Raw genomic sequence first — 17,885 nt, 5'->3', positions numbered from 1 at the left:
GTGGACCGCATGGACACCGACACCGACACCAGTACCCGCCCCGACGCCGACCTCGACTCCTCCGCCGACACCGCCACGCACGCACCGGACGCACCGGACGCACCGGACGCACCGGACGTCATCGTGATCGGCGGCGGCACCGGCGGCTACAGCACCGCCCTCCGTGCCGCCGCGCTCGGCCTCACCGTGGTCCTCGCCGAACGCGACAAGGTGGGCGGCACCTGCCTGCACCGCGGCTGCATCCCCAGCAAGGCCATGCTGCACGCCGCCGAACTCGTCGACGGGATGGCCGAGGCCCGGGAGCGGTGGGGAATCAAGGCCCACCTGGACTCGGTGGACTGGCCGGCACTGACCGCCACCCGGGACGAGATCGTCTCCCGCAACCACAAGGGCGTGGAGGGCCATCTCGCCCATGCCGGAGTGCAGGTGGTGCGGTCCGGGGCCCGGCTGACCGGCCCGCGGACCGTCCGCACCGACGACGGGCGGGAGTTCACCGCCCGCCGGGGCATCGTGCTGGCCACCGGCTCCCGGCCGCGGCTGCTGCCCGGGCTGGAGCCGGACGGCCGGCGGATCGTGACCAGCGACGACGCACTGTTCGCGCCCGGGCTGCCGGGCTCGGTGCTGGTCCTGGGCGGCGGGGCGATCGGCGTGGAGTACGCCTCCTTCCACCGTTCGATGGGCGCCGAGGTGGTCCTCGTCGAGGCCGCCGACCGGCTGGTGCCGCTGGAGGACGCGGACGTCTCCCGGCACCTGGCCCGGGGCCTGAAGAAGCGGGGCATCGACGTGCAGACCGGGGCCCGGCTGGAGGGCTGCCGGGTCACCGCCGGGGGTGTGGTGGCGACCGTCCGCACGGCCCGCGGGGAGCTCCGCGAGATCGCCGCCGAGCGGCTGCTGGTGGCGGTCGGCCGGGTGCCGGTCACCGACGGGCTGGACCTGGCCGCCGCCGGTCTCGCCACCGACGGGCGGGGCTTCGTACCGCCCGCCGACTGGTCGCGGCTGGAGACGGCCGTGCCGGGCATCCACGTGGTGGGGGACCTGCTGCCGCCGCCCTCGCTCGGCCTGGCGCACGCCTCGTTCGCGGAGGGGCTGCTGGTCGCGGAGACCCTCGCCGGGGTGCCGTCCGCTCCGGTGGACTACGCGGCGGTGCCGCGGGTGACGTACTCGGCCCCGCAGACCGCGTCCGTCGGGCTCACCGAGGCGGAGGCGCGCGGCCGTTCGTACGAGGTGGTGGTCAACTCGATGCCGCTGACGGCCGTGGCGAAGGGCATGGTGCACGGGCAGGGCGGCAGCGTGAAGGTGGTCGCCGAGCGGGGCGGCCGGGTCCTGGGGGTGCACCTGGTGGGACCGCACGTGTCCGAGATGATCGCCGAGAGCCAGCTGATCGTGGGCTGGGATGCGGAACCGGCCGATGTGGCCCGGCACATACACGCGCACCCCACCCTGTCGGAGGCCGTCGGGGAGGCCTTCCTGAGTCTTGCCGGACGCGGACTGCACCAGCAGTAGTACTCCGGATACACAGCGCTTACGACGGGCAGACCACCACGGTGACCCTCATCCGTGACATGTGCTACCCCACACCGCACGAACTCGCTCTGGCCGCCAGAGCACTGGCCGACGAACACCCCGGACTGGTCCGGCTCCGCCAGGCCGGCACCTCCCGGGGCGGGCGGCCGCTGTGGCTGCTGTCCGTCGGCCGACAGGCCGGGGCCGGGGCGGGCCGGCCCGGGCACGAAGCCGGTACCGGGACCGAGACCTGGCCCGGGACTTGGCCCGGGAGCTGGACCGGGACCGGGACCGGGCGCGGGGCCGGGCGCGGGGTCCTGGTGGTCGCCGGAGCCCACGCCAACGAACCGGCCGGCGGGCCGACCGCGCTGTCGCTGGCCCGCCGGATCATCCGCGATCCGGTACGGCGCACCGGCTGCGACTGGCACTTCCTGCTGTGCGCGGACCCGGACGGCGCGGCCCTGCACCGCACCCCCCGCCCGTACTCGCTGCTCGACTACCACCGGAACTTCTACCGGCCGCCCGGCCCCGAACAGCCCGAGTGGGCGCCGTCTTTACTGCCCCCGGACCGGCTGCCGCCGGAGACCCGCACCCTGACCGGGCTGATCGACGAGCTGCGGCCGCTGCTGCAGGTGTCGCTGCACTGCACGGACCTGGGCGGCAGCTGGGTGCAGCTCACCAGGGACATACCGGGGCTGGCCGAGCCGTTCGCGAAATCGGCGGCGGAGCTGCGGATCCCGGTGGAGACCGGAGCCTCGGACGCGGCCGGCTGGCCCTCGCCCGGGCCGGGGATCTTCGTGATGCCGGAGCCGGGCAGCGAGGCCTCCGGGGTGTTCCACCCGGAGGACACCCGGCTGAGCACCTGGTACCACGCGCACCGGTACGACGGGACCACCGCGATCGTCGAAGTCCCCATGTGGGCGAGCGACGTGGTGGACGATCCGGCGCCGCATCCCGATCCGCGGCGGGCGCTGCGGATGCTGGCGGGGCGGCTGGAGCGGGATACGGGGCGGGTGGTGCGGATCCTGGCGGCGGCCCGCGCCGAGCTGCCGGGGGACGACCCTGCGCTGGCCGCGCCGCTGCTGCGGTCGGTGGACTGGACCCTGGCGCTGATCCCGCGGATCACCGCGGAATGGGCGGGGCCGGCGGCTCCCGCCGAGGCGACCGCCGCGTACATCGGCAGCATCGACGCGTTCGGCCGCCGGCTGGCCCTGCGCGCCGCGGCGATGCTGCTGCGGGTACTGCGCGCGGCCGGCCATCCGGCGGCCCCGGCACTGGACCGCCTGGTCACCGGCTGGTGCGAGGAGTTCGCCGCCCGGTTCGGGGCCCGCTGGATCCCGGTCGCCACCCAGGTGGAACACCAGTCGCGGACGGTGCTGGCGGCGTACGAGAGGCTGATGGCAGGGGGGTAGAGGCGCAGGGGCAGGGGCAGGGGTGACAGGTCTGGGTCAGCCGGCGGTGGGAGCCGCGCCGGGGATGTCCAGCCCGTACCGGAGCTTGGGCTTGCTCCGGGCGCCGAGGCGGTCGTAGAAGCGGATGGCGCCCTCGTTCCAGTCCGGGGTCTGCCACTGGACCTGGTCCATGCCGAGCTCGCGGGCGAGGTCCGCGACGGCCGCCATCACGGCCGCGCCGAGGCCGTACCCGCGGGCGCCCTCGGCCAGGTAGAGGCAGTCCATGTGCAGGTAGTCGCGGGCGTCCCAGAAGGAGAACTCGGCGGAGCAGGCGGCGTATCCGACCACCTCGCCGGACGGGTTCTCGGCGAGCAGCACCCACAGCCGGGCCTCGGGGGCGAAGATCTGCGGCCCGAGTCGCTCGACCAGGCCGGGCGGGCGCGGGGCGGACTTCTCGTAGGCGACGTGCTCGTGGATCAGCTCGACGAGGCGGGGGAGGTCTTCGGGTCGGGCGGCGCGCACACCCGGCCGCCGTTCCCGGCTCTGGCCCTGGCCCTGGTCCTGGCCCTGTCCCTGGCCCTGGCCCTGTCCCTGGCCCTGGTTCTGGTTCTGCTGGTTCATGCCGTCATCCTGCGCTACCGGACTGGGGGCTGCGGCCGGTGGGGCCGTGCGGCACCGTTGCCGGGGGCCAGCCCCCGGACCCCCGCGCCTCAAACGCCGGCGGGGCTGCATGCAGCCCCGCCGGCGTTTGAGGCGCGGGGGTCTGGGGCGGAGCCCCAGTTCGGGAAGGGGCGGGTAGGGGAAAGGCTCCGCGCAGCGGGCAGGGCCGGCGGGCAGGGCCGGGCCGGGCCGGCGGGCAGGGCTCGGTCAGCGGGCAGGGCTCGGTCAGCGGGCGGCGAGGCGGAACGTCATGCGGCCGAAGCCGACCTGGTCACCGTCCCGGACCACCGTGGAGCCAGTGACCCGACGCCCGTTGACGGTGGTGCCATTGGTGGAGCCGAGGTCCCGCAGCACCCACAACCCGTCCCGCAGACTCAGTTCCGCATGGCTGCGCGACACGGTCTCGTGGCTGAGCCGCAGCCCGTTCCCCGGGTCCCGCCCGATCCGCAGGGTTTCCCCGCCCTCCATGGGCAGCAGCAGCTTCGGCAGCCGTTCCGCGTGCCAGGCGCGGCGGATGCCGACCCCTACCGCAGAGACCCGGCCGACCCAGCCGAAGAGCCTCCGGGTCCAGGGGCTGTCGAGGCCGCTGCCGTCCCGGCCGGCCAGGTCGGCGGTGAGCACGGCCAGTTCTTCGGAGCGCCGGGCGACCAGCGCGAGTTCCATCCGGCGCATGAAGGTGTCGTGCGACAGCTTTCCTTCCGCCGCGCCTTCCCGGAGCAGCCCCAGGGCCCGGTCGCGCTCGGCGTCGGAGAGCCGCGGCACCGGGTGCACGGGGAACTCGAAACTCGACGTCACAGGGTGATTGTCGGCCCGTCAGGGGCATAGTGTCCAGAAGTCCCCCGCCCGGCCCGGAATGATGGGCGGTGGATGCCGGTCACCACCGGCCCCGCCGACGACGAGGGGACCGTCCGTGCAGTTCGAGGTGTGGGCGCCGCACGCTGCGGCGCGCGTGGACATGCGGCTCAACGAGGTCACGTATCCGATGGCGCGTGACACCGATCCCGGGCGGGCCGGCTGGTGGCGGGCGGAGGCCCCGGCCGGCGAAGGCGACCGGTACGGGTTCCTGCTGGACGGCGATCCCCTCGTACGCCCGGATCCGCGCGGCCGCCGGCTGCCGGACGGCCCGGACGGCCTGTCCGCGGTGACGGACCCGGCCGCCTTCGCCGGGCCTTCGGACGCGCCGCAGCCCCGGGTCCCGCTGCAGGACGCCGTCCTGTACGAGCTGCACGTCGGCACCTTCACCCCGGAGGGCACCTTCGACGCGGCCGCCGCCCGCCTCGGCCACCTGGTCTCGCTGGGGGTCACGCACGTCGAGCTGATGCCGGTGTGCCCCTTCCCCGGCCGGCACGGCTGGGGCTATGACGGGGTCGCGCCGTGGGCGGTGCACGAACCGTACGGCGGCCCGGCCGGCCTGGCCCGGTTCGTGGCGGCCGCGCACGGGCACGGGCTGGGGGTGGTGCTGGATGTGGTCCACAACCATCTCGGCCCCTCCGGCAACCATCTCCCGGCCTTCGGACCGTATTTCACCGACACCCACCACACCCCGTGGGGTGCGGCGGTGAACCTGGACGCGGCCGGCTCAGACGAGGTGCGGGCGTACCTGATCGGCAGTGCCCTGGCCTGGCTGCGGGACTACCGGATCGACGGGCTCCGGCTGGATGCGGTGCACGCTCTGGCCGACGGGCGGGCGCTGACCTTCCTGGAGGAGCTGTCGGAGGCGGTGGACGAGCTGGCCGCGGAGACCGGCCGGCCGCTGTTCCTGATCGCCGAGTCCGACCGGTGCGATCCCCGTACGACCGCGCCGCGCGGCTCCGGCGCGACCGGTGCCGCGGACGGGTCGGGCGGGCTCGGCCTGCACGCGCAGTGGAACGACGACTTCCATCACGCCCTGCACTGCGCTCTGACCGGTGAATCGCAGGGCTACTACGCCGACTTCGCGGAATCCCCGCTCGCCGCCCTCGCGAAGACGATGACCCGGGTGTTCTTCCACGACGGCACCTGGTCCTCGTTCCGGGGCCGCAGCCACGGCCGGCCGGTGGACCGGCGCCGCACCCCGGCGCACCGCTTCCTGGGCTATGCGCAGACCCACGACCAGATCGGCAACCGGGCGCTGGGCGACCGGCTGTCGGCCACGCTCCCGCCCGGGCTGCTGGCCTGCGCGGCGGCACTGGTGCTGACGGGGCCGTTCGTACCGATGCTGTTCATGGGCGAGGAGTGGGGCGCCCGGACTCCCTGGCAGTACTTCACCGACCATCCGGACCCGGCGCTGGGCGAGGCCGTGCGGACGGGCCGGCGGCGGGAGTTCGCCGCGTACGGGTGGGCCGCGGAGGAGATCCCGGACCCGCAGGACGGGGCCACCCGCGAGCGGTCCTGCCTGGACTGGTCGGAGCCGGACGGCCCGGAGCACGAGCGGCTGCTCGGGTGGTACCGGACCCTGATCGCGCTCCGCCGCACCCAGCCGGACCTGCGCGATCCGGATCTGGGCGCAGTGCGGGTCGCCTTCGACGAGGAACGGAGGTGGCTGACGTTCCGGCGGGGTGACATCCGGGTCGCGGTCAACCTGTCGGCGGAGCCGGTGACCATCGCGCTGGGCCGCAACGGGGTCCGGGTGCTGGCGGCGTGGGAGCCGGTGGAGCACCCGGGACCGGACGGCCGGATCCACCTGCCGGGCATGTCTGCGGCGGTACTCGGCCCGTAGCCGGAGCCGCACACGCAGCCGTACCCGTACCCGTACCCGTCCGCGAAGGGGCAGGGGTTCGGCGGGGCGGTGCAGTGCGGGGCGGTGCAGTGCGGTGCGGTGCGGTGCAGTGCGGTGCGGGGCGGTGGTGGGCGGCGGTCCGGGGGTCCCCTGTTCCCCCGGACCGCCGCACACCCCCTCGCCCTCCAGACCACCGAACGAGCCGATTCGGTTGCCCTGGGGAGGGCTGATTTTCGGCCAATTCCCCGGAGGGATGGCCTATTCCACCAGGGCGAGTTCGCGGGGCGCGTGGTTGAACCGCCGCCCGCCGTCCTCGGTGACGGTCACGATGTCCTCGATCCGGACGCCGAACCGGCCCGGAAGGTAGATTCCGGGCTCGATCGAGAAGCACATGCCGGGCAGCAGCGGCTGCTCCTCGCCCTCCACCATGTACGGCGGCTCGTGCGTGGTCACCCCGATGCCGTGCCCGGTGCGGTGGATGAACCGCTCCCCGTACCCCGCCTCGGCGATCACCTCGCGCGCCGCCCGGTCCACCTCCTGGCAGGCGATGCCGGGGCGCACCGCCTCGAAGGCGGCCTGCTGGGCCCGGCGTACCAGGTCGTGCACCAACTGCTCCTCGGCGGTGGGCTCGCCGACGTGCACGGTGCGCGAGATGTCCGAGCCGTATCCGTGCGCGAGGCCGCCGAAGTCGAGGACGACCATGTCGCCGTGCCCGATGACCCGGTCGCCCGCCTCGTGGTGCGGGTTGGCCCCGTTGGGGCCGGAGCCGACCACGGTGAAGTCGACCTGGGAATGGCCGTGCGCGCGGAGCAGGTCGGCGAGGTCTGCCGCCACGTCGGTCTCCCGCCGGCCGGCGAAGCGCACCCGGAGGATCTCCCCGTACGCGGCATCGGCGGCCGCACCCGCCGCCGCGAGCCGCGCCAGCTCGCGGGTGTCCTTGACGGCGCGCAGCAGGGGCAGGGCATCGGTGAGCGGCACGTAGCCGGTGGCGGGCAACTCCCGTTGCAGACCGAGGAGGTGCAGGGCCCAGGTGTTGTCGCTGACCGCGAAGCGGCCGCCGGCGTCGAGCAGCGGGGCGGCGGCCGCATACGGGTTCTTCCCGTCCGTCCACTCCCGCAGGGTGAGCGCCCCGGCACCGACGGCCTCGGCCGCATCGGGCGCCTCCAGCGCGGGCACGACCAGCACCGGCTCCTGCCCGGCGGCCAGCACCAGCACGGTGAGCCGCTCGGTGTCGGCGGGCCGGTACCCGGTGAGATGCACCAGATCGGGGCCGGGCGCGATCAGCACCCCGGCCAGGCCCGCATCGGCGGCGGCTCGTGCGGCGGCCTCCATGCGAGCGGCGTAGTCCTCGACGCCGAAGTCCCCGGCATCACTCTCGATATCGATGTCCATCCCCCCACTCTCACCCCTGCACCGCACTTCTTCCCCCTGTTTGTTGCCGCCTACAATTTCCGGCCCCGTCGGCGTTTGGCATCTCCAGCCTCGCCGGCGTTTGAGGCGCGGGGTCTGGGGCGGAGCCCCAGTTCGGGAAGGGGCGGGTAGGGGAAAGGCTCCGCGCAGCGGCCCCCACCCCCGCCCGGCTCCGCAGCGTGCCCGGGTCCGGGTCCGGGTGCGGCGCCGTTGCCGGGGGCCAGCCCCCGGACCCCCGCGCCTCAAACGCCGGCGGGGCTGGAAAGGCTCCACCCCGGGCGGGGCTGAAGGCGGCTCCTCCTGGCGGGGCTGAAGGCGGCTACCCCCGGCGGCGCTGGAGAGGGCTCCCCCCGGCGAGGCTGGAGGGGGCCCCGGCCGAGCTGGAGGGGGCCCCGGCGGGGCTGAAGTGCCGCCGCGCGGCGACCCGGCCAGCAGGGGCCCGGCGGAACTGCATGTGCCCTCCGGGTACGCAGCCGGAAGGTCCGACAGGGCCGAGCAGGGGCCCGTGGAGCGGGGGCAGGGCACGGTAGGGGCCGGCAGGGTCGCATGCTGGGGGGATGGATCCGCATCTGCTCCGGACCTTCGTCGCCGTCACGCGCCTGGGCTCCTTCTCCGCCGCCGCCCGCGAACTCGGCTACACCCAGTCCGCCGTCTCCCAGCACATCGCCGCCCTGGAGGGCGACCTGCGCGCCGAGTTGCTGACCCGCCGGCCGGTCGGCCCGACCCCCGCCGGAGAGCGGCTCCTGGAGCATGCCGGGCCACTGCTGCTCCGGCTCGATGCCGCGCGGGCCGATGTCCTGCGGCTGGCCGCCGCCCCGCCCGAGCGGGTCCGGATCGCCGCCTCGCCACTGGCCGTCGGGCCGCGGCTGCTCGGCGCACTGCCCGCAACCGGGGTGACCCTCCAGGTGATGGCCCCGGCCGCGGTGCCGGCCGCCGTGGCCACCGGTGGCTGCGACCTCGGGCTGGTCGACGGCCCGGCCGCGCCCAGCGATCCGCTGCGGCTCCCGGACGTGGCCCCGCTGACCGTCGTCGGCATCGGCGAGGAGGAGCTCGCCGTGCTGCTGCCCTCCGGCCACCCCTTCGCCGCCCGCACCGCCGTCCGCCTCGACGACCTGGCCGACGCCCGCTGGCTGGACGCCCCCGACGCGGGCATTCCGCTCGCCGCCGTGCGCGCGGCCACCGGTTCGGCCGGCCCGCGCCCCGCCCTGCGCTACGACGGTACGGACCTGCACGCGCTCTGCGCCCTGGCCGCCGCCGGGCACGGCCTGGCCCTGCTGCCGCGCCGGGTGGCCGAGGCGGCCGGGGAGGGTGTGGCCGTACCGCTCGCCGTGCCGCGCCTGGTGCACCGTACGGAACTGCTCTCGCCCGGCGCCCTGACCGGCGCGGCGGCCGCACTCGCCGCCCGCCTCATCCATCAGTAACGCTGATGCATGGTGCAGAAACCATCGTTGGACGTGAACGAGCCGACGCAGCCACCATGATCGGCATGACCACCACGACGGCCACAACCACCGCAACCACCACAACCACCACGACGACCGCCCGCATCGCCCTCATCGGCGACCGCTCCCCCCACGTCACCTCCCACACCCGCATCCCCCTCCTCCTCGACGCCCTGGCCGCCCGCGACGGGCTGGTCCTCGACGCGTACTGGATCCCCACCGGCGACGCCGCGGCAGAGGCGGAGTCCGGCGCGCTGGCCGGCTTCGACGCCGTGTGGCTGCTGCCCGGCAGCCCGTACGCCAGCGAGGCCGGCGCGCTCGCCGCCATCCGGACCGCCCGCGAGCAGGGCATCCCCTTCCTCGGCACCTGCGGCGGCTTCCAGCACACCCTCCTGGAGTACGCCCGCAACGTCTGCGGCATCGACGGTGCGGCGCACGCCGAGAACGACCCGGCGGCCGCCGACCCGCTGATCGCCCCGCTGTCCTGCTCGCTCGTCGGGCACGAGGGCCGGGTGCGGGCCGAACCGGGCTCCCTCGCCGAGCGGGTGCTGGGCGCGGAGCGCTCCATGGAGCGCTACCACTGCAACTACGGGCCCGACGCGCAGCAGCTGCCCGCGCTCGCCGCGCACGGCCTGCGGCTGTCCGGTCATGACGAGGCCGGTCAGGTCCGGATCGCGGAGCTGCCCGGCCACCCCTTCTTCCTCGCCACCCTGTTCCAGCCGGAGCTGTACGGGGACGGGAGCCGCCCGCATCCGGCGGTCCGCGCCCTGGCTGCCGCGGCGGTCGCCCACGCGACGGCCCGGGCCACGGCCGGAGGGGCCGCCGTCCTGCAGCAGGCCGCCCAGCCCGCCGGATAACCCGTCGCGGGGCCACCTCGCTGATCCGCTATGCTGTGCGTGCACATCGACGGGCGGCCTGCCGCCCTCGTGGTGGGTGTAGCTCAGTTGGTAGAGCACCTGGTTGTGGTCCAGGTGGCCGCGGGTTCGAGTCCCGTCACTCACCCTGTGATCCCGTGGGGGGTACGAGGTTTTCCTCGTACCCCCCACGGGCTTTTCCACGGACCGCCTGCCAGGCCGAGCCGAGGCAGACGACGCGCCGCACCCGACTCCCGGCCGTCGCCGCCGCCCGCCTGTCCCTGACGGCCCTCGCGGCGATGCTTCTGCCCAGCCGCGGCACCGGAGACAGCTGGGGCCTCCTCGAATCCGCCGCCCTGCTCGTCCTCCTCGCGAGGACCGCCCGGCGCACCCCGCCCGGCGGGCGCGGCGGACCGGGCCTGATCGAGCTGCGCGAGCGGGTCGAGGCGGTGGACGGTGAACTGTCCGCCGGTCCGCTGCCCGGCGGCGGCTGGCAGGTGGTGGGCGTCTTCCCGCAGCTCGGCCTGGCAGGATCAAGGTCATGAGCAGCAACATCAGGGTCCTGATCGCCGACGACCGGGACATGGTCCGCACCGGTTTCGCCCTGATCCTGGGCGCCCAGCCGGACATCGAGGTGGTCGGCGAGGCCGCCGACGGCGCCGCCTGCGTGGAGCTGGCCCGCCGGCTGCGCGGCGCGAGCGGCTTCCCGCTGAAGGACACGGGCACGGTCACCTCGCGCACGGCGCGCGGCCCGGTCGGCTGACCGTGGCCATCGACGCCTGGCCGTCCTTCGCCGTCTCCCTGGCGGTGGCCTGCGCGGTCTTCGCCCTCACGGTGTGGGCCTGGCCCCGGCTGGCCGGCCGCGGGGCCCGCAACGTCCTCGGCCGGATCGGACTGCAGCTGGCCATCACCCTGACCATGGCCCTGCCGCTCCTCCTGGCGGTGAACTCCTCGTACGGCTTCTACGCGTCCTGGGGCGACCTGCTGGCCCTGGCCCGGGACGAGACCTCCGCGACCGGCTCCGGCAGGCCGGGCCGGGACGGCGTACGCGTGGACGGCGCCCACTCCTGGCGGTACCGGAACTCCTCGGACCCGGCGATGATCGGCCGGATCGAGGCGGTGACGGTGCGGGGCGCGCGGAGCCGCATCTCCACCCGGGCCTACGTCCACCTCCCGCCGGAATACCTGCGGGCTTCCGCCGCGGACCGCCGGCACTTCCCGGTCGTGGTGGCCCTCAGCGGCTACCCGAGCACCACCCGCGTGCTGATCGACCTGTTCAAGTACCCGCAGCACGCCCTCGACGGGGTCCGGGCCGGCACGATGCGCCCGGCGGTACTGGTCATGCTGACCCCGACGGTGGTCCCGCCCCGGGACACGGAATGCATGGACGTCCCGAAAGGCCCCCAGACGGAGACCTTCTTCGCCGCCGACCTCCCGGCGGCGATCGCCTCCCATTACGGCCTCACCAGGAACCCGCAGGCCTGGGGCGTGATGGGAAACTCGGTGGGCGGCTACTGCGCCCTGAAACTGGCCCTGCGCAAACCGGACTCGTACCGTGCGGCAGCCGGTCTCTCGGCTTCCTACGAGGCGGCCGAGGACCCGACGACGGGCAACCTCTTCGGCGGCAACCCCCGCTACCGCCGCGAGAACGACCTCCTCTGGCGCCTCCGAAACCTCCCCCAGCCCCCGGTATCGCTCCTGGTCGCGAGCAGCCGCACGGGCGAACACCAATACCCCGACACCGTCGACTTCATCAACGCGGTGCAGTGGCCCGCTCGGGTCTCCTCGATCACCCTCCCCAGCGGCGGCCACAACTACGAGACGTGGAACCGGGAGGTGAAGCCAACCCTGGAATGGCTGGTCTCCCGCCTCCAAACCCCCTGAAAGACCGTCCCATATACGGCCCCCGCCCACCCACTCTGCAACTCCCCCGGCACTTGGGCCTGATCGTGGCCCAGATGGTCTACCCGGACCATGCTGATGGTGCTGCGCCTGGTCGATGTGGTGATGGTGGCGAACCTCCTCCTGATGGTGATCGTCGGCGGCTACGAGACCTTCGTGGCCAGGACGAGCCGGAATGGCTCAGCCACGTCAACGCGAGCGTCCTGAAGGTGAAGCCGGCGACCGCCGCCATCGGCATCTCCTCCGTCCACCCGCTGAAGTCGTTCATCGAAATCACCGGGACGTCCTGGCACTGGCAACACACGATGTGGCCGTCAGTACGGCCCGAGCCGCCCGAGCAACGAGTCCCGGAACCAGGCGGGCTCAACGCACGACAGCCGCTCCTGCACCCGTTCGGGCAGCGGTTTCCGGAGCCGCCGGAGCGAGGTAGCGAGACAGTCCAACATGCGCGTATCCGCGAGATCGCAGGCCAGCAAAGCCTCTTCGATCGGCCCCGCCGCCTCCGCGATCCCCGCGTCGGACAGGGACAGCGCCGCTGTCCACAGCCGATCCCCTTGATCGCCCAAAGCCGCCATCAGATCCGGGACGCCGGCTCGGTTTCCCATCTCCAGCAGGACCGAGGCCGACATCAGCCGAAGGGAAGCATCCTCGGCCTCCCGGTACACGCGTTCCACGGCGGCCACCGAAAGCGAACCGAACCGTCCGATCCGCTCGAAGACGAGAAACCGCGCATCCTCATCCTTCGCGGCAACCTGCGCGACTCGATCGACGATCGCTTCCGAGCACCGGGCAAGTTCCTCGACGGCCCTGACCCTCGTCTCCAGATCCGCCGACTCCAAACGCGCCAGCCCTTCAGCGACTCGCTGCACCAGTTCCGTCATCGCCGTCTCGTCACTGTGAATGAATATCCTGCCGCAACAGCCGACCCCCCGGGAATGGTGCTGATCAAGGGTTTCCCTGGGTTCTGTTTCACGCGCACATCACTCCAGAGAGCCGTCTCCTGAGTGAATTGGATCACAAAATCCTGCCTCTCGCCAAAAACCCCGATGCGCTCCAACTGGCCAGCCGTCGCGTCACGCCCGAGAGTCGTGACGAATACATCGCCCTCACCCTCCGCCATGAACCCATTCGAACCTCGACCGAATGAAAGCCTGTTCACGACAGCGGTCTCCCCGACGGCCATGGCGCTCGGATCAACACCTGTGATTCCACGTACCCCTCCCGCATCAGTGAAGTGGGAGAACACATCTCCTTCACCACTCGGACCGCAGTTGTGGACGAGTACCGGCGTGGCGTCAGCGAGCACATAGTACGTGTGCTGGCAGCCGCTCCTCTAGCTGCTTCTATGCAGGTGAGGAGGGGTTTGGCGGTCCACCGGAGTCCGTGGTTGTGCGCCTGAATCCGTGCTTGTTGCCTTCGCTACTGCCGTCAGGAGCCGGGGTTCTCGGGAGGGTCGGGGATGCGGTCGCCACGTGCCTCGGCGACCCGGAGCGCGTCGGTCAGGGCCTCAGTCAGCCGGCAGGCGAGCCACCGGTACTCCACGGCCGACAGCATCTTTGCTCCGGGGGCTACGACTTTGCGGGCGTACTCCAGGAGTTCCTCGCCCATGTCGAGTTGCACTTCTTCGATGCTGTCGGCGAGGGAGGAGAGGTAGCCCCCGCCGTCGGTGCTGAGGTAGCAGGGGTTCCCGTCCTGTGTGGTCCATGGCAGTAAGCGTGGACCGGTCACGCCCGCTGCCGCGTCGTGCAGCTCCCTCCGTCGCATACGGTCTGCGTCGGTCCTGGATGTACTCACGGTGCACCCCCACCTGGGTAACCGAATGAAATACGGCGACCGTAGGGGCCTACTGTCCGTCACTCCATCGGTGAGGCATGCCAGTTGGCTACGGAGGGTGCCAGAAGTATCGCGTTGCGTGGCACCTATCCGACGACGGCCAGGTAGGAGGCCATGTCGCGCATCTCTGCGGTGAGGGTGCGCTTGCGCTTCTTCAGGATCTCCTGCATGGTCTCGGCGGCCATCCGCTGATGCCTCAGCCACTCCGGGGATGCACGGCGGACTCCGGTCAGCTCGTCCATCTCTATTTGGCAGATACCCGCCCAGGAGCGGTCACTCACCACCGTGCCGCCCGCACTATGGCGCTCAGCCGACCCGAGCCGGGGAGAGGCCGGGCCCCAGCCCAGGATCAGAGCGTGAGCGGGAGGGGTCCCTCGTCGGTCGGGCAGCTTCGCCGTACCAGGGTTCTCCGGGGGCCGCCAAGGCTCACCCCGGGACGCTTGCGCTTGGCCTTGGCGGCCCCCGGGGGTTCCTGGTACGCCTCCGGTGGCCGGGCGACGAGGGAACCTTCCCGCGACCCGACCACCCATCATCACAACGGAGCCACACCCGCACTCGGCCTCCACCCCCCTCGGAGAGAGGGCCGGGGCCTGGGGCAGAGCCCCAGAACAGTGCCTGCTGCTGGCTGTTGCGCGCCCGGACCGGCGGGGTCGTCGCCGAGCGGGGCGGAGACAGGAGCGGGCGGCGGCCCCGCAGGGCCGGAGCGCGCGCGGGCCGCGTCAGCGGGGCCGCCTTGATCAAGGAAAGAAACTCTGAACAGCTCCGACTACCGCCCAACTGGCCAAGGGGCCAGGCTGAGAGTCAGGGGCGCTGCTGCCGCCGCTTCTTGGATTCGTCCAGTGCCGCTTCCAGCTTCTCGCGCGGTGATGCAGCCAAGCCGGCGTCGTCGCCGTGGAGAAGTGGCAGGAACAGGCCGCGCAGGCTCTTCTCTCGCTTGGTCTTCCCGCGCTCATTGAAGACCCTCTGGTGTTCCTCCCGGATCGTGACCCATCGCGGGTCCAGCTCGGCCACTGTCTACACCCACGTCCGGCTCCTCCACCTCCAACGAGAAGCCATCGATACTCTCACCGCGACGCTCAATGGCGACACCAGGGTGATCGAGATTGCACCCACGAACCGCCTCCGCTCACCGCCCGCGTCCTCTGACGTTGCCGTCAATTACTGCCGTCAACACAGACGAAGCCCTGCCAAGCATGACTTGACAGGGCTTCATCTTTGCGGGCGAAACGTTGCATCCGCCTTTGTTCCCTCGCCGCGCAAGCATGCGAGATACCGAAGATGTCGCTACTGGATTACCCAGGCGTACCGCTCGAACAGGCCATCCGAGTCACCGGCTTGCGCCAAGACTTCCAATCCCAGTGACCGATCCATCAGGAACTTCTTCGGATGATCGGACCACTGCCCCCCAATCTCAACCTCTTCAAACCCTTCATCCTCGTTTGCCTGGAGATCATAGAAGGTTCCATCACGGAGCATTGTCGCCACCGCGAACCCCTCACCGAACCCCACAATGAGAACGTCGTCCTCACCGTCATTCCAAGTGAATGTCACCGAGGCATCAGACGGGACGGATTCAAGCTCAACCGCAACCTCGCTGAGATCAATTCTCTTACTCCCCGGGCTGGGGTCGTAGGTTTCGAAACGAACTTCCACACTTACCTCAGCTTCGTATACTTACCGCGGGTGCGAGTGTAGACACCGGCGAGACCATCGCGATCAAACACCATGAGCGCATCGAGCCCCGGAGCGTCAGCATATCCAGCCATGCTGTTCGCACAGAACGAGCAAACAGCTCTATCCACGTACAGCGAGGCAACACCGCCACGATTCGTGCTTGCCATAGCCTGAGAGAAGACGTCACCTTCGGCATGGTCTTCGAATGACGTCGCAGTGATCCGGTTTCCCTTGCCCGGGAAGCCATCGCCGCCGTGACCGGCCCGAAGACGGACCAGTGCCGGGAGACGTTGCGGTGCGACGTACCAACGGCGGCTGCCGCCACCCGGGCTGCCTTCCGGTATTCCTTGGCCGAATCCGGTCGGTTGTTGCGGGCGGCTGCGGCTGCGGCCTCCATCGCCAGACCGCCCCACACCGCGTAATGGTCCGACTCGGCCCCGGTGATCTTCGGTTCCACCGCGTCCATGCTCTGGGCGGCGATCAGCTCCGCCTCGTCCAGCCGGCCCTGCCGCACGAGCAGCCAGCACATGCCACCGACGCCCGAGCCTGCCGCGAGCATGTCCCCGGCACGCCGGGCATCCGTGATCGCACCAGCCAGGGCGGTGTAGGCGATGTCGTACTGCCGGACCTGGGTGAGGTAGGTCCCGGCCAGACGCAGCGCCTCGGCGCGGGCGAGCAGGGCCTGCTGGTGCTCGTCTCCGGTGTCGTAGTAGGCAACGGCCTTCGCGGCATCGCGCAGCAGGTCCGGCAGTTGGGACGCGACGCTCTTGTAGCTGTCGGAAAAGTACAGGACCCGCGCGTCTCCCACCGTCCGCCTGAAGGCGCGCAGGTTCGGCTCCTCGCCCACCACTTCGGCGTCCTGGTCCACGAGCCCGACAGCCGGGGTGAGTACGGCGCGAAGCTGGATCAGGTTGACCCGGTTCGGCTCCTCTGCACGGCCCACGGGTTCGGGGGCATCGGACGCCATCAGCGCGCCCGTGGTCACACCCAGCGCGCGGGCCAGGGCGTGAAGGGTTTCCATGCGGACCGTGCCGCCCTGCTCTACCTTGCGCACCGTGCCCGGCGAGACGGCCGCGACGTGGGCCAGTTCTTCTTGGCTCATCCCGGCCCGACGCCGGTACTTACGGACGTTGTCCGCCAGTTCCGTAGTCATCAGCTGACCACCTCCAGCGCCACGGTACGCCGGTCCGACGAGTCAGCTGAGGGCTATCCGGCAGATACCGGCCCGAAGCGGTGACCTACCACCGACTTGGTGCAGAGCAGGTGGCCGGACCCAGGGCCGGGCGCCGGCAGAACCGGGGCCCGACCGACAAGGGACCCCTCCCGCGACCCCGAACGTCCATCACCACGACGAAGCCGCACCCGCACTCGGCCTTCTCCCCCTCGGAGAAAGGGCAGGGGCCTGGGGCAGAGCCCCAGAACAATCCACGCTGGCGGCTGTTGCGCGCCCGGCCCAGCGGGGCAGCCGGCGAGCGGGGCGGAGACAGGAGCGGGCGGCGGCCCCGAGGGGCCGGAGCGCGCGCGGGCCGCGTCAGCGGGCCGCCTTGATCAAGTAAGTGAACAACTGAGAAAGCCCTCAGCCACAAGACGCCCATACGCCTCTCACAGTCCGCGTCCGCCGCCAGTTCGGTGAGATCGACGACCCGGTCGCGTCCTCCGGTCTGGACGACCACAACAGCGCGTCCAGGGATGGCGGCGACGCGCCGCTTGCGCAGCACCCGTCCGCTGACGTTGCCGTCAGCTGTTGCCGTCAAGACGTCTCATAACTCATCGAGACAGCACCTGAAGAAGCTCACGGCGCCTGGCAAAGATAGACGCCGACATCACTCGGGAAACATCTCTGCCTCGATCAAGAGGAGGTCTGCCGAGGTCAGATGAGGAGCCACCCACTCCAGAGACCGAGCATGGGCAATAAAATCTTCTGGAAGTGAGATGTTGTATCTACGTACGTAGTATGCAAGGTCGGCCGGCCACATCCATACGCCATCCGTCACAATGGCAAGCAGACCCGCATCCTGTTTTTCTTCACTCAGCACATCGAGCACTCTCTGCGCGGTCACCGCCAACATAGCCCCTCCCTCCAGGTATTCAGCAATTGAGTCCTGGATCCGGGGATCCCCTTTCGCTACACACTCCAACAAGGAAGGGCCTTGAGTATCACCATGAGGGAATTCCTTAAAGAATCCCAGGTTCCTAATAATCATTAAATCCCCTTTCGATCGATGTGAACATTTCACCCCGGGGCGGGGTGCGCGACATCTGTCACCGCAACCCCGCCCCGGCTCTTGCGCGCCCAGACTATCTTCCGCCGCCCGGCGTGAAGAGTGTCCACATGTCAGAGGACCTGCTTATTTGGGTCGAGATGGCCCAACCCACAGATTACCCGAAAGGAACGCCCAGAGCGTGTGATGTGGAGCTAGGACATTAACCCCCATTTTATTTGCCAAATCCTGAGCAAAGGAGCCGTCAGGCGAACCACTAGAGCAGGCACACAGGCGAATGTCTCCACCTGGATAGG

Annotated in this window: 17 protein-coding genes, 1 tRNA gene and 2 pseudogenes; 10 read left to right on the top strand and 10 right to left on the bottom strand. The window is 71.4% G+C overall.

The annotated features are described in order from the left end of the window. Positions 1–9: 9 nt before the first annotated feature. Complete coding sequence (lpdA, locus tag AB0447_RS09555; RefSeq protein ID WP_366475988.1) at positions 10–1,503, top strand: dihydrolipoyl dehydrogenase; 1,494 nt, start codon at positions 10–12, stop codon at positions 1,501–1,503. 41 nt (positions 1,504–1,544) lie between these two features. Further along, a complete protein-coding gene (locus AB0447_RS09550) occupies positions 1,545–2,915 on the top strand; it encodes a M14 family zinc carboxypeptidase (protein ID WP_366475987.1) in 1,371 nt (456 codons plus the stop codon). Positions 2,916–2,951: 36 nt separating this feature from the next. On the opposite strand, the gene AB0447_RS09545 is transcribed toward AB0447_RS09550, so the two are convergent. Continuing rightward, positions 2,952–3,515, bottom strand: coding sequence for a GNAT family N-acetyltransferase (locus AB0447_RS09545; protein ID WP_366475986.1), 564 nt, complete (start codon positions 3,513–3,515; stop codon positions 2,952–2,954). A 264-nt stretch (positions 3,516–3,779) separates the two neighbouring features. Further along, on the bottom strand, positions 3,780–4,349 hold the full coding sequence (locus AB0447_RS09540; protein WP_366475985.1) for a DUF1707 and FHA domain-containing protein: 570 nt from the start codon (positions 4,347–4,349) through the stop codon (positions 3,780–3,782). A 115-nt stretch (positions 4,350–4,464) separates the two neighbouring features. Between AB0447_RS09540 and treZ the strand changes: the two genes are divergently transcribed. Then, positions 4,465–6,252: a malto-oligosyltrehalose trehalohydrolase gene (treZ, locus tag AB0447_RS09535; RefSeq protein ID WP_366475984.1), complete on the top strand. Its 1,788-nt coding sequence runs from the start codon at positions 4,465–4,467 to the stop codon at positions 6,250–6,252. A 258-nt stretch (positions 6,253–6,510) separates the two neighbouring features. Here the strand turns inward: treZ and AB0447_RS09530 are convergent, their stop codons facing one another. Further along, positions 6,511–7,644, bottom strand: a complete 1,134-nt coding sequence (locus AB0447_RS09530) for an aminopeptidase P family protein (RefSeq protein ID WP_366475983.1) — start codon at positions 7,642–7,644, stop codon at positions 6,511–6,513. 575 nt (positions 7,645–8,219) lie between these two features. On the opposite strand from AB0447_RS09530, the gene AB0447_RS09525 reads away from it, so the two are divergent. The 7 genes and pseudogenes from AB0447_RS09525 to AB0447_RS09495 all read left to right on the top strand — a co-directional run bounded on the left by AB0447_RS09525 (position 8,220) and on the right by AB0447_RS09495 (position 12,067). Continuing rightward, positions 8,220–9,083, top strand: coding sequence for a LysR family transcriptional regulator (locus tag AB0447_RS09525; RefSeq protein ID WP_366475982.1), 864 nt, complete (start codon positions 8,220–8,222; stop codon positions 9,081–9,083). A gap of 65 nt (positions 9,084–9,148) precedes the next feature. Beyond that, positions 9,149–9,961 carry a hypothetical protein gene (locus AB0447_RS09520; RefSeq protein WP_366475981.1) on the top strand — a complete coding sequence of 271 codons (813 nt, stop codon included), beginning with the start codon at positions 9,149–9,151 and terminating at the stop codon, positions 9,959–9,961. Between the two features lie 72 nt (positions 9,962–10,033). Then, positions 10,034–10,106: transfer RNA gene (locus tag AB0447_RS09515), tRNA-His, on the top strand. A gap of 151 nt (positions 10,107–10,257) precedes the next feature. Further along, positions 10,258–10,503 (top strand): hypothetical protein, encoded by a 246-nt coding sequence (locus tag AB0447_RS09510; protein ID WP_366475980.1) that lies wholly within the window; start codon positions 10,258–10,260, stop codon positions 10,501–10,503. Continuing rightward, positions 10,500–10,649: pseudogene (locus tag AB0447_RS09505) on the top strand (DNA-binding response regulator); the annotation flags it as partial. The gene AB0447_RS09510 and the pseudogene AB0447_RS09505, both read left to right, overlap by 4 nt. 74 nt (positions 10,650–10,723) lie before the next feature. Beyond that, the gene (locus tag AB0447_RS09500; protein WP_366475979.1) at positions 10,724–11,842 is read left to right on the top strand and encodes an alpha/beta hydrolase-fold protein; all 1,119 of its coding nucleotides are present in this window, start codon (positions 10,724–10,726) and stop codon (positions 11,840–11,842) included. Positions 11,843–11,932: 90 nt separating this feature from the next. Beyond that, complete coding sequence (locus tag AB0447_RS09495; protein ID WP_366475978.1) at positions 11,933–12,067, top strand: YqhA family protein; 135 nt, start codon at positions 11,933–11,935, stop codon at positions 12,065–12,067. 107 nt (positions 12,068–12,174) lie between these two features. Here AB0447_RS09495 and AB0447_RS09490 read toward each other — a convergent pair whose 3' ends face one another. The 7 genes and pseudogenes from AB0447_RS09490 to AB0447_RS09460 form a co-directional block, all read right to left on the bottom strand. Further along, positions 12,175–12,741: a hypothetical protein gene (locus AB0447_RS09490; protein WP_366475977.1), complete on the bottom strand. Its 567-nt coding sequence runs from the start codon at positions 12,739–12,741 to the stop codon at positions 12,175–12,177. Between the two features lie 547 nt (positions 12,742–13,288). Continuing rightward, a complete protein-coding gene (locus AB0447_RS09485; protein WP_366475976.1) occupies positions 13,289–13,624 on the bottom strand; it encodes a hypothetical protein in 336 nt (111 codons plus the stop codon). Between the two features lie 155 nt (positions 13,625–13,779). Continuing rightward, positions 13,780–13,935: pseudogene (locus tag AB0447_RS09480) on the bottom strand (transcriptional regulator); the annotation flags it as partial. Between the two features lie 559 nt (positions 13,936–14,494). Continuing rightward, positions 14,495–14,704 carry a hypothetical protein gene (locus AB0447_RS09475; RefSeq protein ID WP_366475975.1) on the bottom strand — a complete coding sequence of 70 codons (210 nt, stop codon included), beginning with the start codon at positions 14,702–14,704 and terminating at the stop codon, positions 14,495–14,497. 273 nt (positions 14,705–14,977) lie between these two features. Beyond that, positions 14,978–15,346 (bottom strand): hypothetical protein, encoded by a 369-nt coding sequence (locus AB0447_RS09470; protein WP_366475974.1) that lies wholly within the window; start codon positions 15,344–15,346, stop codon positions 14,978–14,980. A gap of 7 nt (positions 15,347–15,353) precedes the next feature. Further along, on the bottom strand, positions 15,354–16,520 hold the full coding sequence (locus tag AB0447_RS09465) for a helix-turn-helix domain-containing protein (RefSeq protein ID WP_366475973.1): 1,167 nt from the start codon (positions 16,518–16,520) through the stop codon (positions 15,354–15,356). A 670-nt stretch (positions 16,521–17,190) separates the two neighbouring features. Further along, the gene (locus AB0447_RS09460) at positions 17,191–17,436 is read right to left on the bottom strand and encodes a hypothetical protein (RefSeq protein ID WP_366475972.1); all 246 of its coding nucleotides are present in this window, start codon (positions 17,434–17,436) and stop codon (positions 17,191–17,193) included. Positions 17,437–17,885 lie beyond the last annotated feature (449 nt).

The organism is Streptomyces sp. NPDC051211 (assembly GCF_040689505.1).
GTDB lineage: Bacteria > Actinomycetota > Actinomycetes > Streptomycetales > Streptomycetaceae > Streptomyces.
The sequence above is the reverse complement of the archived record's forward strand: the minus strand, read 5'-3'. Positions and strand labels throughout refer to the sequence as shown.